General features: G+C 34.3%; 14 protein-coding genes. 7 read left to right on the forward strand and 7 right to left on the reverse strand.

The features are described from left to right. Positions 1-39 precede the first annotated feature (39 nt). Both P5P89_RS18640 and P5P89_RS18645 read left to right on the forward strand, forming a co-directional pair. Positions 40-1209: a proline dehydrogenase family protein gene (locus tag P5P89_RS18640; RefSeq protein WP_278009661.1), complete on the forward strand. Its 1170-nt coding sequence runs from the start codon at positions 40-42 to the stop codon at positions 1207-1209. 193 nt (positions 1210-1402) lie between these two features. Further along, a complete protein-coding gene (locus P5P89_RS18645; RefSeq protein WP_278009662.1) occupies positions 1403-4102 on the forward strand; it encodes an SdiA-regulated domain-containing protein in 2700 nt (899 codons plus the stop codon). A 68-nt stretch (positions 4103-4170) separates the two neighbouring features. On the opposite strand, the gene purU is transcribed toward P5P89_RS18645, so the two are convergent. The 3 genes from purU to P5P89_RS18660 all read right to left on the reverse strand — a co-directional run bounded on the left by purU (position 4171) and on the right by P5P89_RS18660 (position 7143). Beyond that, on the reverse strand, positions 4171-5025 hold the full coding sequence (gene purU / locus P5P89_RS18650; RefSeq protein ID WP_278009663.1) for a formyltetrahydrofolate deformylase: 855 nt from the start codon (positions 5023-5025) through the stop codon (positions 4171-4173). A gap of 29 nt (positions 5026-5054) precedes the next feature. After that, positions 5055-5774 carry a DUF4197 domain-containing protein gene (locus P5P89_RS18655; protein WP_278009664.1) on the reverse strand — a complete coding sequence of 240 codons (720 nt, stop codon included), beginning with the start codon at positions 5772-5774 and terminating at the stop codon, positions 5055-5057. A gap of 265 nt (positions 5775-6039) precedes the next feature. After that, positions 6040-7143 (reverse strand): pectate lyase family protein, encoded by a 1104-nt coding sequence (locus P5P89_RS18660; protein ID WP_278009665.1) that lies wholly within the window; start codon positions 7141-7143, stop codon positions 6040-6042. A 238-nt stretch (positions 7144-7381) separates the two neighbouring features. Between P5P89_RS18660 and P5P89_RS18665 the strand changes: the two genes are divergently transcribed. From P5P89_RS18665 to P5P89_RS18675, 3 genes are all read left to right on the forward strand, one after another. Continuing rightward, entirely contained in the window at positions 7382-7951 is a 570-nt protein-coding gene (locus P5P89_RS18665) for a Crp/Fnr family transcriptional regulator (protein ID WP_278009666.1), read from the forward strand. 211 nt (positions 7952-8162) lie between these two features. Continuing rightward, on the forward strand, positions 8163-11603 hold the full coding sequence (locus P5P89_RS18670; RefSeq protein WP_278009667.1) for a methylmalonyl-CoA mutase family protein: 3441 nt from the start codon (positions 8163-8165) through the stop codon (positions 11601-11603). Between the two features lie 122 nt (positions 11604-11725). Then, positions 11726-12340, forward strand: a complete 615-nt coding sequence (locus P5P89_RS18675; protein WP_278009668.1) for a hypothetical protein — start codon at positions 11726-11728, stop codon at positions 12338-12340. A 498-nt stretch (positions 12341-12838) separates the two neighbouring features. On the opposite strand, the gene P5P89_RS18680 is transcribed toward P5P89_RS18675, so the two are convergent. After that, on the reverse strand, positions 12839-13159 hold the full coding sequence (locus P5P89_RS18680) for a hypothetical protein (protein ID WP_278009669.1): 321 nt from the start codon (positions 13157-13159) through the stop codon (positions 12839-12841). A gap of 196 nt (positions 13160-13355) precedes the next feature. On the opposite strand from P5P89_RS18680, the gene P5P89_RS18685 reads away from it, so the two are divergent. Continuing rightward, complete coding sequence (locus P5P89_RS18685) at positions 13356-13763, forward strand: helix-turn-helix domain-containing protein (protein WP_278009670.1); 408 nt, start codon at positions 13356-13358, stop codon at positions 13761-13763. Between the two features lie 71 nt (positions 13764-13834). On the opposite strand, the gene P5P89_RS18690 is transcribed toward P5P89_RS18685, so the two are convergent. Then, a complete protein-coding gene (locus P5P89_RS18690) occupies positions 13835-14206 on the reverse strand; it encodes a flagellar motor protein MotB (protein WP_278009671.1) in 372 nt (123 codons plus the stop codon). A 424-nt stretch (positions 14207-14630) separates the two neighbouring features. Here P5P89_RS18690 and P5P89_RS18695 point away from each other — a divergent pair, with 424 nt between their 5' ends. Next, the gene (locus P5P89_RS18695; RefSeq protein WP_278009672.1) at positions 14631-14852 is read left to right on the forward strand and encodes a hypothetical protein; all 222 of its coding nucleotides are present in this window, start codon (positions 14631-14633) and stop codon (positions 14850-14852) included. A gap of 54 nt (positions 14853-14906) precedes the next feature. Here P5P89_RS18695 and P5P89_RS18700 read toward each other — a convergent pair whose 3' ends face one another. Together P5P89_RS18700 and P5P89_RS18705 are read right to left on the reverse strand one after the other, a co-directional pair. After that, the gene (locus P5P89_RS18700; protein ID WP_278009673.1) at positions 14907-15293 is read right to left on the reverse strand and encodes a secretion protein; all 387 of its coding nucleotides are present in this window, start codon (positions 15291-15293) and stop codon (positions 14907-14909) included. A gap of 390 nt (positions 15294-15683) precedes the next feature. Next, a complete protein-coding gene (locus tag P5P89_RS18705) occupies positions 15684-16091 on the reverse strand; it encodes a T9SS type A sorting domain-containing protein (RefSeq protein WP_278009674.1) in 408 nt (135 codons plus the stop codon). Between the last annotated feature and the right edge of the window lie 155 nt (positions 16092-16246).

Genomic DNA, 16246 nt, shown 5'->3' on the forward strand with positions numbered 1-16246 from the left:
TTCAAAACACTCTTTATCTTTGCCTCAAAACTAAACTTAATGGAAAAAATATTCGATAATACTCAGGTTGCCTTTTCGTTAAAAAGCGATACAGAACTTGACAGGGCTTACTTTCTTTTTAAAATGATTGACAGCGAACCTTTGGTTAGGATAGGAACAGCGGTTACTAATTTTGCTATTAAAGCGCATCTTCCGGTAGAAGGTTTGATCCGTGCCACTGTATTTGATCATTTTTGCGGCGGTATAAACGAACACGACTGTTTAACTGTAGTGGATAAAATGTTTATCAAAGGGGTTTCATCTGTATTAGATTATTCAGTTGAAGGAAAAGAAGAAGAAGTACAATTTGATGCTGCTTTAGAAATGACATTAAAAACTATTGAATTTGCAAAAGAACGCCTTGCGATTCCGTTTGCAGTATTTAAGCCAACAGGTTTAGGACGTTTTGAATTGTATGAGAAATTAGGCGAAAAACAAACTTTAAATGCTGCTGAACAAGAAGAGTGGAATAGAGTTGTAACTCGTTTTGACCAGGTATGCAGTGAAGCACATAAAAAAGATGTAGCATTATTAATTGATGGGGAAGAAAGCTGGATGCAGGATGCAGCTGATGATTTAGTTACCGAAATGATGCGTAAATACAATAAAGAAAAAGCAATTGTATTTAATACGTTACAAATGTATCGTTGGGATCGTTTGGATTATTTGAAAAAACTGCATGAGGTTGCTAAAAATGAAGACTTTTTTATTGGAATGAAATTAGTTCGTGGTGCTTATATGGAAAAAGAAAACAAAAGGGCGGAAGAAAAGGGATATGTTTCGCCAATTTGTGTTTCTAAAGAAGCTACGGATGAAAATTATGATGCAGCAGTACTTTATATGTTGGAACATCTTGACAAAATGTCAATTTTTGCTGGAACCCACAATGAATTGAGTTCTTATAAACTAATGGAATTGATGCAACAAAAAGGAATTTCAAAAAGTGATAACAGAATTTGGTTTGGACAATTATACGGAATGAGTGATAACATCAGTTATAATCTTGCAGAGAATGGATATAATGTTGCAAAATATTTGCCTTTCGGACCTGTAAAAGACGTGATGCCGTACCTGATTCGCCGCGCTGAAGAAAATACTTCTGTAGCCGGACAAACGAGCCGTGAATTGTCTATGATTAAGGCTGAACGTAAAAGAAGAAAAGAAAAATAAAACGATATAGGCTCTTAAATACAACCGTCTCACAATCTGAGACGGTTTTTTTAAGCTTATTTTTTTGATAGCTATTTCGTAACATTTACTTAAATAATAAAACACAAAGAGTTAATCATAACGTAACTATTACATCAAATGCAAATTTTAACTGTTGGATACATTTGTATCGAATTTAAAATTTACTCTGAATATGATAAAATCTTTACTATTAAATCCACACAACGCTGTAACCAATTTTAAGCCTGAATTGCTTCGTAATTTGAGAACAGGATTATTTACGATTATGGTAATATTAGCGTTTAATCAAAATAGTATTGCCCAGACTGTAGATCTTTCGACTTACGTCAGAGTGGGTCGATACGATTTGCCTGAACCAACGAGAACAGCACATCCAACAAATAATTTACTTGCACAGGAAGCTTCAGGAGTAACCTACAACTGGGATACCAATACTCTTTTTATTGTTGGAGACGGAACTACCTCTGTTACTCAGGTGTCACTGACAGGACAATTTATCGATACTATGACACTGGCTCAGGGAAGCAGCCCTCAGGGAACTGATTTTTATGACTCTGAAGGAATTACTTATATAGGTAATGGTCAGTTTGTAATGACTGAAGAGCGTGACAGACAAGTAGTTTTGTTTACTTATGCAGCGGGAACAACACTTACCAGGAGCAATACAAAAACAGTAAAATTAGGAACATTTGTGAATAATACAGGAATAGAAGGGCTTTCTTATGATCCGTTGACTAATGGTTATATAGTTTTAAAAGAGATATCTCCAATGGGAATTTTCCAGACAGGAATTGATTTTAATGCAGGAACTGCAACAAATGGTTCTGCTACAACAGATAATTCTGTTAATCTTTTCGATCCTGCTTTGTTAGGGTTTTCAGATGTTGCCGATGTTTTTGCTTTATCGAATTTGCCGGCACTAAATGGCCAGCCTTTATATAATAATTTACTGGTATTGAGTCAGGAAAATGCAAAAGTGGTAAATATAGACCGAAATGGCGTAATTTCAAGTACTTTAACTATCGTGTCAGATCCGGGAAATCCTTTAGATGCTGCTAATCAGCAACATGAAGGGATGACCATGGACCGTAATGGTAATTTGTATATAGTTAACGAAAATGGAGGTGGAGATATTGATCATCCGCAGCTTTGGGTGTATGCTCCTTCAGCATTGCCAAATCAGGCACCGACAGCTGTTACTTTAGCAAATACAACAAATTCAGTTTTAGAAAATACAACGACTACACCTGCAGTTAAAATTTCAGATATTTTGGTTACAGATGATGGATTAGGTACAAACACGTTATCATTATCAGGTGCAGATGCAGGTTCTTTTCAAATCATTGGTTCAACTTTATATATCAAAGCAGGAGCAGTATTGGATTATGAAACTAAAACGAGTTACAGTGTGACTATCAATGTAGATGACACAACTGTTGGTTCAACTCCTGATGCATCTGTTAACTTTACCTTGTCAGTTACAGATGTAGTTAATGAAGTAGCACCAATTGCAACAGTAAGCATTACAGAAGTAGCACCCTGGTCCAGCAGCATTGATCCAATTAAAGCCGATTGGTTTGAAGTAACAAACAACGGAACAACTGATCTTGATATTACAGGGTGGAAAGTTGATGACGATTCTAAAGCATTTTCTTCCGCTTTAGCTTTAAATGGAATTACCACTATTAAACCGGGAGAATCTGTAATTTTCCTAGAAACAACTGCTGCAAATAACACAACTGTAATCGCTAACTTCAAGTCAGTTTGGTTTGGAAGTAATGTACCGGCAGGTTTACAAGTTGGAAGTTACACTGGCGGTTCAATAGGTTTAAGTTCAGGAGGCGATCAGGTAAATTTATTTGATGCAAGTGGAAATCTTAAAGCAAATATTATTTTTAAAACATCAACTACCAATGTAACATTTAATAATGCAGCCAGTCTCAACAACGCTGAAATTTCAACATTAAGTCAGGTTGGTGTTAATGATGCTTTTGCAGCTAAAAATGATGCGAATCAAATTGGTTCTCCAGGAACTACAGGAAAATTATTTATCTCTGAAGTGGCGCCATGGTCAAGCGGTGACAGCCCTGTAGGAGCTGACTGGTTTGAAATTACGAATACTAAAGCAGTACCGGTTGATATTACAGGCTGGAAAGTTGATGATAATTCACAGTCTCCTGCAGCTGCCGTTGTATTAAACGGAATTACAAGCATTAATCCGGGAGAATCTGTAATATTTATTGAGACTGCCGATTTAGCAGGAAAAACGACAGAATTTTTAAATAACTGGTTTGGAGTAAATCGTCCGGCAGGCTTGAGAATTGGAAATTATACGGGTTCCGGAATTGGTTTAGGGGCAAGTGGTGATCAGGTAAATCTATATAATGCTACAAGCAGTACACCAGTAACTTCTGTATTGTTCGGGGCTTCATCTACAGGAACTTTTAGAACATTTAATAATACTGAGGGACTTGCAACCATAACTACACCTATTACACAATTAAGTGTAGTAGGTATTAACGGAGCATTTGTTGCTGCTAATAGCAGTACAGAAATTGGTTCTCCTGGTGTTTTTGTTAAAACAAGCCCTAATTTAGGTGTTGAGAACCCTTCGGAAATAAATACTTTTAGAGTAGTAGCTTATCCGGTTCCTTACAGTTCAGTTTTCCAATTAGATTTAGGAACACTTAGTAATGATAGTGTTGTAATAAAAGTATATGATATGAATGGAAGACAGTTAGATGCTTATGAGTTCAACGATATCAACGAAGCGCAAAATCAAAGAATAGGAAGTGATTATGCAATCGGTATTTATAATGTTATTGTAATTCAGGGAGGAAATAGTAAAACAATCCGTGTGATTAAGAAATAATATCAAAATATTTGCCAATGAAAAAGCCGTTTCAAATAAACTGAAACGGCTTCTTTAATTTTATAATTTTAAGAAAAAACTACAGTTTTATTACTATAAACCATTGTTTTGCGTTCTGCATGCAATTTTATGGCTCTTGCCAAAACGATTCGTTCAAGATCACGTCCTTTCATAATAAAGTCTTCAACAGAATGGATATGAGAAACACGTGCAATATCCTGTTCAATAATCGGACCTTCGTCTAATTCTTCTGTTACGTAATGACTCGTGGCGCCAATAATTTTCACTCCTCTTTTAAATGCCGAATGATACGGTTTTGCTCCCGGGAATGCCGGTAAGAACGAATGGTGAATATTGATGATTTTGTTTTCGTAAAGTGAAATCAAACCAGGTGTGATAATCTGCATATAACGCGCCAAAACAATAAAATTGATTTGATATCTTTTTAAAAGTTCAATTTGTTTGGCTTCACCTTCTTCCTTATTTTCTTTTGTAAAAGGAACACAGTGAAATGGAATATCAAAACGTTCTGCAATAGAACGTAAATCATTATGATTACTGATAATTACCGGAATTTCGACATTCAGTTCACCGGCACTGTAACGTCCTAAAATATCAAACAGACAGTGATCGTATTTAGATACAAACAAAGCCATTTTAGGTTTCTGCTCCTGATTGTATAAATCCCAGGACATATCAAAATCGGCTGCAATGGTTTGGTTAAAATCGTCTTTTATGGCTTCGATACTGATATTGTGATTTGTTAAGTCGCATTCCAATCGCATAAAAAAGACATTTTGTTCTGTATCCACATGCTGATCGATGTATGTAATATTCCCTTCTACTTTCGCAATAAAAGCTGTTACTGCAGCAATAATTCCTTTTTGATCCTTGCAGTGAATCAGAATAGTTATTTTTTGCATTATAAATTTTTGGTTAATAGGTTAATGGCTTATTTCTTGTCCTGCATAGCAAAAACACTTTTTAGCAACGGTGTTGTTCTTGCACTGATATTATTGCGAATTTCCTTTTCTTCCACAGCAATCATTTTAAAAACGCCGGCTAAAGCCTGATTGGTTGTGTAATCTGTCAGATCAGGATTTACTTTTTTTACCAGTGGAATCGTGTTATATTTTGTAATGATTTTTGTCCATACAGCATCGGCACCTACTTTTTCAAAAGAATTTTTAATTACCGGATTAAATTTGGAATATAAAGCAGTTGTAGTGCTACCTTGTAAATAATTTGTTGCAGCACTATCATTGCCTAATAAAATATTTTTGGCATCAGTAAAAGTCATGTTTCTTACTGCCGAAACAAAGATAGGAGTGGCTTCTTTTACTGCGTCTTCTGCAGCGCGGTTCAGCATTTTAATACCTTCATCAGCCAGGGAGCTAAGACCAACTTTTCGTAAAGTGGCATCTACCTTTTGCAATTCTGCAGGCATCAGAATTTTTACTGCTTCATTTTTATAGAAGCCATCAACAGCTGTCAGTTTGCTCACCTGCTGTGTAATTCCTTTGTTTAAAGCTTCTTTTAAGCCCGAAGCGATATCTACACCGCCAACTCCCGGGATTTGCGAAGATATTTGCGGTAACTGATTTAAAGTTTGTTGTACCTGTGCACAGGAATTAAGAGAAAATGCTACGGCAAGAAGTAATATCTTTTTCATTAAATGGGGTTTTATTAAGTTTCAAAAATACTACTTATTCAAAAACAAAGCCACAATTTTATTTCAGGAGCATAAACATTTTGTTTCATAATTAACTTTTGTCCCGCTGTCCACTAAATTCCGCGCAAAAAAAAGCGCGGGATATCGTTTCCATCGGGGCTAGGTTAGAAATTTTAGTTTCATCAGACGTCTTCAAAAGATTCATAAAAAACAAAAAAGCTACCCACTTTGGATAGCTTTTATAGAACAATTTTTTTATACTTAGTTAGAATGAACCGCAAATGTTACCTGAAAATGTAGCTCCAGCATTGGCAGAAACATCAGATTTAACAGCAGACGCAGCAATTTTTACAATGGTATAAGGAGGTGTAAAAGCGGTGTTTTGTCCTGTTTTATTACCAGTTGTATTAGTGAAAACATTTCCGGACGTTACACTTACAGCAGTGAAACCAGTCATTAGGTCAATTGGGTTTTTTACATTTTCAAACACATTGTCTTCAACTTTGATATTGGCTTCAAAACCTGCGGCAATACATTTGTTGCTAACAGAACTGTTGAAATAACTGTTAACAATATGTACTTTACCAAATCGAACTCTAGGCATTCTTTCTTTACATCCGCTAGCCCACCAGCAACGTGCAAATGTGATTCTTAATTTGCCACGATCTGCAGTAGCCCCATCGCTTGAACCAATTAAGTTAGAATATCTGTGGTCATCTGAACCACCTGAACCACCTGCTCTTGGAGCTTTAAGGTAGGTGAATTTTGAATATGAAACCGTTATGTAATCAGATTGGTTTTTAATATCAAAGTTTCCGTCAACACCGTCTCTGAATTCACAATGGTCAACCCATACATTCTGACAGTTGTCAAGAATTACATTATCCCAGCCATCAGTATCATAAGCGCCCGGGCCTTCGAAAATAAGGTTTCTGATAATCAGGTTTTTACATCTTTTAATGTTGATTATTCCTGAACCATCTTTAGTCTGGTTTGTCGATACCAGTTTTGCACCGCTGGTGCCGTAAATAGTTTTGCCAGTCTGGTCTTGTAATGATAATCGGGCTGAAACAGTGATAGTACCGGACACTTTGATCACTTTTACTGAACTGCTTTCAATAGCTGATTTCAATTGTGCATAAGTGGTTACTGTTGTCTCTGCAGATGTGCCTCCTCCGGTTGTGCTTCCGTTTTGAGAAGCCCATCCCGGCACTTCAGAGCAAACCCCAACTTTTGAAGTTGAAGCAGAAACTGTCTCCTGGGTACTTAGGACAGCGTTGTCAGCATTTTGATCATCATCTGTGTTACAGGCTGCAAAACTCAAGGTAATCGCAAATAGCGAAATCGCAAATTTGGTTTTAAAATTCATAATGGTTTTTTGTTTGGTTATTACTACATTTTATAGTAATGCAAAGATGTTGATTAAATCCTACACGAATATTGAACTTGTTCAATTATTTTGTAATTAATTTGAATATTTGATTTTTTTTGTATAATTATTCTGAGTATAATATAATTTTTATATTTTTGCGTAATCGATTACATTATTTAAATTCACTCCCAAATTTTAGAATTTTAGAAATTTTAATTAAGAAATAATTAAAAGTATGTACGAAGAACTAAGGCAGAATATTGAAAGAAAAATTACTCTTACAGACGAAGAGTGGAAATTAATATTGGATAAAACAGAATTTATTAAATTAAAAAAGAATGAGTTTTTGCAAATCCAGGACTCTAATAATTCTTACGAAGGTTTTATTCTGAACGGGGCATTTAAGACTTATATTTTGAATGAAAACGGAACAGAAACTGTCATTTTCTTTTCATTTGAAAACGAATGGATATGCGACCTGGAAAGTTTTTATTATCATAAATTGACTAAATATAACATAAAAGCGATTGAAGATAGTGAGATATTAGTAATTAATAAATCCAATAAAATGCTTTTATTTAAACAAGTTCCAAAATTGATTCAATTTCATATTTTAATGGTTGAAAGGGCAAATATCGCCATACAGGAAAGATTGGTTGATGTTTTAAATAAAACTTCAAAGCAACGTTATATTGAGTTTGTAAAGAAATATCCGCAAAAGACCCAAAAAATAAACAATAAAAATTTGTCTTCTTATTTGGGAGTAACACATGAATTTTTATCGAAAATCAAAAAAAGTTTTTAATCTTAAACAAATAAGCTAAAAACCTCATTTAGTTTATTAATAAACTAATTGGCTTAAAATCAATATTTTATTTATTGTTTAAAATGTATTTTGGATGATAGGGATTTTGTATGCCTGAAAAGTAATTGTTTTTTGTTAACATAAAACTATCGTTTCATTGAATTGATGAAATATTTTGTAAATTGTACTATAAAATTATCATATTCTCAAAATGGAACAACAAAAAACATATATTCCTAAAAATAAAGTAAGAATTGTAACAGCCGCTTCGCTTTTTGACGGTCATGATGCAGCCATCAATATTATGCGCCGTATTATTCAGTCAACTGGTGTTGAAGTAATCCATTTAGGGCATGACCGCAGTGTTGAAGAAGTGGTAAACACTGCAATACAGGAAGATGCGAATGCAATCGCCATGACATCTTACCAAGGCGGACACAATGAATACTTTAAATATATGTATGATCTGCTTCGCGAAAAAGGAGCGGGACATATTAAAATCTTCGGAGGCGGGGGCGGTGTAATTCTGCCAGGCGAAATCGAAGAATTACATGAATATGGTATTACAAGAATTTATTCTCCAGATGACGGACGTTCTTTAGGACTTCAGGGAATGATTAATGATTTAGTACAGCGTGCTGATTTTCCTATTGGAGATAAACTAAACGGAGAAATTGATCATATCGAAAATAAAATTCCAATAGCAATTGCACGTTTAATTTCTGCAGCAGAAAATTTCCCAGAAATTGCAAAACCTGTTTTTGATCAAATTCACGAAAGTAATGCTGATTCTAAAATTCCAGTTCTAGGAATCACGGGAACGGGTGGAGCAGGAAAATCATCTTTGGTAGACGAATTGGTTCGCCGCTTTTTAATTGATTTCCCAGAAAAAACAATCGGATTAATTTCTGTCGATCCTTCGAAAAGAAAAACCGGAGGAGCACTTTTAGGAGACAGAATCCGTATGAATGCGATTAATAATCCTCGTGTTTATATGCGTTCGCTGGCCACGCGCCAGTCCAATTTGGCTTTGTCTAAATATGTAGCCGAAGCAATTCAGGTTCTAAAAGTCGCAAAATACGATTTGATTATTTTGGAAACTTCAGGAATTGGTCAGTCTGATACGGAGATTATGGATCATTCTGATGTATCCTTATATGTAATGACGCCAGAATTTGGAGCGGCAACGCAATTGGAAAAAATCGACATGCTTGATTTTGCCGATTTAGTGGCTTTAAACAAATTTGACAAACGCGGCGCGCTTGATGCTTTGCGCGATGTAAAAAAACAATATCAAAGAAACCATAATCTTTGGGATAAAAGCCCAGACGAAATGCCCGTTTTCGGAACGATTGCTTCGCAGTTTAACGATCCGGGAATGAACACGCTTTATAAAGCGATTATGGATAAAGTGGTAGAAAAAACGGCTTCAGATTTGAAATCGACTTTTGAAATCACTAAAGAAATGAGCGAGAAAATCTTCGTGATTCCGCCGGGAAGAACGCGTTATTTATCTGAAATTGCAGAGAATAACAGATCATATGACGAAATCGTACTTTCGCAGCAAAAAGTAGCGCAGAAATTATACGGAATTTTCAAAACCATAGAATCGGTTTCAGGAAAAGTGCCTCAAATAACTAAAGCAGGAATTGATGATTCGACTGTTTTACCAAGCGGCATTGCAGAACACGACGAAAACAGAATCTTTTTAAATCTGTTGCTGAATCAATTTGATAAAGTAAAAATGGACTTAGATCCGTACAACTGGGAAATTATTCTGAATTGGGACGAAAAAGTGGCGAAATATAAAAATCCAGTTTACTCGTTTAAAGTTCGTGATAAAGAAATCAAGATTGCGACACATTCTGAAAGTTTATCGCATTTGCAAATCCCAAAAATTGCTTTGCCTAAATATGAAGGCTGGGGCGATATTCTGCGTTGGAATTTACAGGAAAATGTTCCTGGAGAATTTCCGTTTGCTTCAGGATTGTATCCGTTTAAGCGTGAAGGCGAAGATCCGTCAAGAATGTTTGCGGGCGAGGGCGGACCAGAAAGAACTAACAAACGTTTTCATTATGTAAGCGCGGGAATGCCTGCAAAACGTCTTTCGACCGCTTTTGATAGTGTAACTTTATACGGAAACGATCCAGATTTGCGTCCGGATATTTACGGAAAAATTGGAAATGCAGGAGTTTCAATCTGCTGTTTGGATGATGCTAAAAAACTATATTCAGGTTTCGATTTGGTTCATGCGTTGACATCGGTAAGTATGACAATTAACGGGCCTGCGCCAATGTTGTTAGGTTTCTTTATGAACACGGCAATCGATCAGCAATGTGAGATTTACATCAAAGCAAATGAATTAGAAAAAGAAGTTGAAGCTAAAATCAACAAACTTTATAAAGAAAAAGGAATCGAAAGACCAAAATACCAAGGCGAACTTCCTGCTGGTAACAACGGTTTAGGATTAATGCTTTTGGGTGTTACCGGAGATCAGGTTTTACCTCAAGAAGTGTATAATGATATAAAAGCCAAAACGTTATCCCAAGTTCGAGGAACGGTTCAAGCCGATATTTTAAAAGAAGATCAGGCGCAGAATACTTGTATTTTCTCAACCGAATTTGCTTTGCGATTAATGGGAGACGTTCAGGAATATTTTATTACTAAAAACGTTCGTAATTTCTATTCGGTTTCGATTTCAGGATATCATATTGCCGAGGCGGGAGCAAATCCAATTACGCAATTGGCATTTACGCTTTCAAATGGTTTCACTTACGTGGAATATTATTTGAGCCGAGGCATGAACATCAACGATTTTGGACCAAATTTATCATTTTTCTTCTCAAACGGAGTAGATCCAGAATATTCGGTTATTGGTCGTGTGGCTCGTAAAATTTGGGCAAAAGCCATGAAAAATAAATACGGAGCCAACGAAAGAGCACAAATGCTGAAATATCATATTCAAACTTCTGGACGTTCGTTACACGCCCAGGAAATTGATTTCAACGATATTAGAACGACTTTACAGGCTTTATATGCCATTTATGACAACTGTAATTCATTACATACAAATGCTTACGACGAAGCGATTACAACACCTACAGAAGAATCTGTGCGTCGTGCGATGGCAATTCAGTTGATTATTAATAAAGAATTAGGTTTAGCGAAAAACGAAAACCCAATTCAGGGCTCGTTCATCATCGAAGAATTAACCGATTTAGTTGAAGCGGCTGTTTTACAAGAATTTGACAGAATCACAGAGCGTGGCGGAGTTCTGGGCGCAATGGAAACAATGTACCAGCGTTCTAAAATTCAGGAAGAAAGTTTGTATTACGAAACCTTAAAACACAACGGCGATTTCCCAATTGTGGGTGTAAACACTTTCTTAAGTTCAAAGGGTTCGCCAACGGTAATTCCGGCTGAGGTTATTCGTGCTACAGAAGAAGAAAAGCAATATCAGATTACAATGCTGGATAACTTGCATAATTTCCACGAAGCAAAAGTAAACGAGCATTTAAATACGTTACAGCAAGCTGCTATTAAAAACGAAAACTTATTCGATCATTTAATGGAAGCTACAAAGGTTTGTTCGTTAGGTCAGATTACTTCGGCTTTGTTTGAAGTGGGTGGGCAGTATAGAAGGAATATGTAGAATTTATTTGTTTTAATTATATGAAAAAAACCTCTCAAGATTTTTGGGAGGTTTTTTGTTGAAATGAGATTAAAGCTTTTATATATTAGCAAATAGAAAGAATAATTATATAGTGTTTAAAAATGACTATCAGATACCAAAATATAAATGATGAAGATGTAGCTATTGAGCAGTTAAGTAATTTAAGGGAATATCATAAAGTGTTTAGTGAAAATCAAGTAATACTTAAAAAGGAATTTTATATTGATAATACTTTAAAGCATATAGATCATTACAAAAATAACATAGAAAGTGAAGATGATATTGTTGAATTATATCGCTATTCAGGCATTTTTTATTCGATAATAGAAAAATTAGATTTTGGAAATTATATTATTGAAGTTCATAAAGAATATTCAGAGATGAAACTTAAAAGTCATTCTAGATATTTGTATAATAATAGTAATAATCTGATATGTCAAGAAACTATTGATCTTTTAACTGGCTTACCAAAATTTGAGGAAACTGAAAAGTATTTTTATGATTTTGAAAAAGACGATTATTTTCCAATAATTACGGCATCATTTAATGAAGATGGTACTTTAGATACTATTCAATATGATAGTTATAGATTTGACGGACAAGATGAGATAATATTTTCGGAAGATGATGATATTATAACTTTACAAAATCTGTTGGGTTTATCTTCAAATGAAATGCAATATTATTTAATCGCAACATTAGAGCCACAAAAATAGAATTTTCCTCGCTCCAGCAAAACATAAAATTCCATAAAGTTTGTCATTTCGACCGAAGGGAGAAATCACAATAGAAGCTCGACAATGCAGGTCGCCAATCTTTGCGAGCGTTTTACCCATGAACCCAAAGCTTATCCTCTCCAATTTGTCATTTCGACGTAGGAGAAATCTCCGCAAGTAGCTCCGTACAGAATTTCGCCAATCTTTGTAGAGTTTCTCGTAAAGATTTCTCCTCCGTCGAAATGACAATATTGGGGTTATCTTTAAAGAACTCAATCTTTACCAACAACCTTTTAACATTACTCAAAAACTCCATTTTCCTTGCTGCGGGAGCGTTACATTCGTGAACCCAAAGTTTCCCCTTTCCAATTTGTCATTTCGACGTAAGGAGAAATCTCCGCAAGTAGCTCCGTACAGAATGTCGCCAATCTTTGTAGAATTTCTCGTGAAGATTTCTCCTCCGTCGAAATGACAATATTGTGGTTGTTTTTAAAGAACTCAATCTTTACCAACAACCTCCCCAACATCACTCAAAAACTCCATCTCTTCCAAAGGAAACAGCTGAAGCACAGTTTCTAAAATAAGTCCCACATTAACAGGTTCATTGTTTTTATCAGCAATTTTAGGTATTTCCGGATCCAGTGCCAAAATGCATAATTTTATCAGGTCGGTAATTAAGCCGCCGAGTTCGACATAATTGGAAAGCTTAATTTGAGCGATGTAGGACTTTGAATTGTCAGGAGCCGGTTTTAGTGTTTGAAAAGACCGGCTGGCTAATTTTTTGAGAACTTCTAAATTTCTAATTTCAGTGGTTTCCATTTCGTTGGTTTTTGAGTGTGAATCGTTAGAATTTGACTTTTAGAATTTGTTATTATCAGAAAAAATGTATTTTTGTTTCATACTGCAAGAAAGAAATAGATTACACGGTATCAAATCATTTTTTGCCGTATGATACGGCGGTAAATATGTTTTTTACATATTTCTTGTTAATGAACTTAATTGTTATCTTTGAATTATGAGCACACTTACAAAACCAAATCATATAGGGCGAAAAATAAGCCGCATTCGTGAACTTCGTGACATGAAACAGGAAGCTTTGGCGCAGGCTTTAGGAACAAACCAGCAAGCTGTTTCGGTTTTAGAAAACAGTGAAACCATAGATGAGCAAAAGCTTATTGAAGTTGCAAAAGCGCTTGGCGTAACGGTTGAAGCTATTAAGAATTTTTCTGAAGAAGGTGTGATCAATTATTTTAATACTTTCAATGAAAGCCCTAACAACTATTTTGGACTTAGTAATTGTACTTTCAATCCATTAGATAAATTAATGGAAACTGTAGAAGAGAATAAAAACCTTTACGAACGTTTGCTTCAGGTGGAAAAAGATAAAATCGAATATTTAGAAAAATTGCTTAAAGGAAAATAAAAAAGCAATAGAAATATAAAAAGCAGCCTCTTGTACGGGCTGCTTTTATTATTTTAGAAAAGTACGATGTGTCAAACCTTCTTCTTTGCCAGTTTCAGCTTTTCAAGGATAGCATCAGCCTTTTCATTTTCGCAAATGAATCGTAACGATTCAGCATAACGGTAATAATATTCAGGAGCTAAATCTAAAGTCAGCGAAAAAAGTTTACTGTACCATTCGGCAGCTTTTTCCAGTTTAAAATGTGAGAAAGAAGAATCTCCTAATTTTTGAAATAAATCTACAGACTTGTAGCCTTTTGCAGCAATCCTTTCGTACGTTTTCATTACATCAACATAAGCATAAGTATCGCTTACTTTGTTAGTAATAAAGACTTTTTCACTTTGGGCAGCAGCACTGAATGAAAAAATAGTCCCTAATACTAAAATAACAAGTCTTTTTTGCATAAGCATCGGTTTAAGAGAATCGTTCGTGGTATTTTTTTGTTTTTGTTTTCGCAAATATATTTAAATCAGTGATATATGTCTTTTTTGCATGCTTTTTTTATGATTTTTAACTATTTAGGATGTGTTATCTAAAAGTTTTCAGACATTTTTTATACAGGAAAATGTTAATAAGATAATATGGTATAACTTTATAGTGTAAACCAGTCTCATTATGACAATCCAAGAGTATTCAAATAAAATAATCAATTTGAGTGTAGAGGAGGAAATTCCTCAGCTTTCTAATGATAATTTAGAAACTACAGTTTCAAAAATTTTGGAGGATAATTCAAAGATTTATTTTACGCTTTAGGATCTTTTTGAGAAATCAGTTGAATCGGTTAGTCTAAATAGCAAAATAATAAAGTCATTCTCAGATTGTTTGGGCTTGCTATTTTCGAGTGAAAAAGAAGCCGGAAATGTTTGCTTTGCTAATAGTATTGAATTACGTCCGGAATTCAGGCAAAACTTCACAGCTGTAGAACTTTTGGATTATGTTTATGCTTTTGCACATTCTTCTTTTTATAAAAAATCTAAAAAAATAACGATGACATCAGAAGCTGATATTTTTTGGAAAATGGTAAAGATTGCGCTTTGTTTGAGAAAATAAAATAAAAAAAACAGCCCTTGGGGATGGGCTGTTTTCTACAGGGGCAAAATAAAATTAACGACGAAAGGCAGGACTTTCGTTTACTGATTGGTCTAACGCAATTGTTTTTGATTTTTTTGCAGAAACCGTAATTTTATGATTTACCACTTTGTTGTTTTCCAAAACTTTTAAATAATAAGTTCCGGCAGGATAAGTTTCAAGGCTTAAGGTTTTTGAAACTTCTAATTCATTGCTAGAAAATTCTCCCGTGTAAAGTAAATTTTGTTTTTCGTCAAGGATTGAAAAATTTGATTTTTCGTCAGCGTTTAATGTAAAACTCACTACTTTTCCATTTCCAGTTTTTATATACAAGATATAATCACCTTTTTCATTACCTGCATACGTACTTAATGTTGTTAAAAATACAGCTACAACAAAGCTCAGTCTTAAAATTTGTTTCATCTTTTTTTTTAATTTTTAATCTTAATTTTCTTTTTCGTGGTATTGACAAAACTACAAATACTTATCTTATATCAAAATTTTTTATGTGATTTTTATTAACACTAAGTTGTTGATTTAAAAGTATTTCTGTTCTTTATTGCTATACTTACGAATTTATTGAGCTTTTGGTTCTGTTTTTTTAAATTTTATCTAATGTTTTAACATTTAGCACTTTAGGTGTTATAGGTATTGTTTTGTTAAATCCTTATAGCTTTTTTGTTTTCGAGAGTAAAATCTTAAAATAAAAAAAACAGCTCGAGAACCACCAGGAGCTGTTTTAAAAACCGTTAAGTTTTAAACTTTACTAACTATCTAACCTCATTTTTATACTTATATGAAAGCATAAACTTTTTATCGTATTGCTACGCTTGTATTTTTATCAGAAGATTTCTCTTTGTAAACTGTTGAAACTGCTTTTGCTGATAATACAGTTGCATTATCTCTAATCGTAATTTCATGTTTTATTGTTTTTACACCATCTTCAACTTCTAAAAAATAAGTCCCTTCAGGAAATTCTTCAAAGCTGAAAGTTTTTAAGATTCCGTTTTTACCTGTAGCTTTTTCAGAATAAATTAGGTTTCCATCCTGGTCATAAATAGATAAATTGGCTTTTGTAACGTTGTTTAAACCAAAAGTCACTTCTTTACCATTTCCTTTAATTACGTAAAGGGCAAAATCATCATTACCGCCAATTGCATAAGTATTGATACCTACAAAAAGTAAGGCTGCTACTAAATTTAATTTTAAGATATTTTTCATGATTATATTTTTTAAATTGTTTGTTCAAATTTTATACTGCTAAATTACCTGAACAGATCAGTAAAATGCACAACTGTATTTTCTGATATATGTGCTATATTCTCATTTACGAAACCGTTATAGGTTAAAATTTGAATTATTATTGCCCTTAATGT

The organism is Flavobacterium gyeonganense (assembly GCF_029625295.1).
Classification (GTDB): Bacteria; Bacteroidota; Bacteroidia; order Flavobacteriales; family Flavobacteriaceae; genus Flavobacterium; species Flavobacterium gyeonganense.

Excerpts from the sequence above, each read along its gene's own strand:
- P5P89_RS18640 (WP_278009661.1), top strand. The coding sequence starts at position 40 with ATGGAAAAAATATTCGATAATACTCAGGTTGCCTTTTCGTTAAAAAGC.
- P5P89_RS18645 (WP_278009662.1), top strand. The coding sequence starts at position 1,403 with ATGATAAAATCTTTACTATTAAATCCACACAACGCTGTAACCAATTTT.
- purU (WP_278009663.1), bottom strand. The coding sequence starts at position 5,025 with ATGCAAAAAATAACTATTCTGATTCACTGCAAGGATCAAAAAGGAATT.
- P5P89_RS18655 (WP_278009664.1), bottom strand. The coding sequence starts at position 5,774 with ATGAAAAAGATATTACTTCTTGCCGTAGCATTTTCTCTTAATTCCTGT.
- P5P89_RS18660 (WP_278009665.1), bottom strand. The coding sequence starts at position 7,143 with ATGAATTTTAAAACCAAATTTGCGATTTCGCTATTTGCGATTACCTTG.
- P5P89_RS18665 (WP_278009666.1), top strand. The coding sequence starts at position 7,382 with ATGTACGAAGAACTAAGGCAGAATATTGAAAGAAAAATTACTCTTACA.
- P5P89_RS18670 (WP_278009667.1), top strand. The coding sequence starts at position 8,163 with ATGGAACAACAAAAAACATATATTCCTAAAAATAAAGTAAGAATTGTA.
- P5P89_RS18675 (WP_278009668.1), top strand. The coding sequence starts at position 11,726 with ATGACTATCAGATACCAAAATATAAATGATGAAGATGTAGCTATTGAG.
- P5P89_RS18680 (WP_278009669.1), bottom strand. The coding sequence starts at position 13,159 with ATGGAAACCACTGAAATTAGAAATTTAGAAGTTCTCAAAAAATTAGCC.
- P5P89_RS18685 (WP_278009670.1), top strand. The coding sequence starts at position 13,356 with ATGAGCACACTTACAAAACCAAATCATATAGGGCGAAAAATAAGCCGC.
- P5P89_RS18690 (WP_278009671.1), bottom strand. The coding sequence starts at position 14,206 with ATGCAAAAAAGACTTGTTATTTTAGTATTAGGGACTATTTTTTCATTC.
- P5P89_RS18700 (WP_278009673.1), bottom strand. The coding sequence starts at position 15,293 with ATGAAACAAATTTTAAGACTGAGCTTTGTTGTAGCTGTATTTTTAACA.
- P5P89_RS18705 (WP_278009674.1), bottom strand. The coding sequence starts at position 16,091 with ATGAAAAATATCTTAAAATTAAATTTAGTAGCAGCCTTACTTTTTGTA.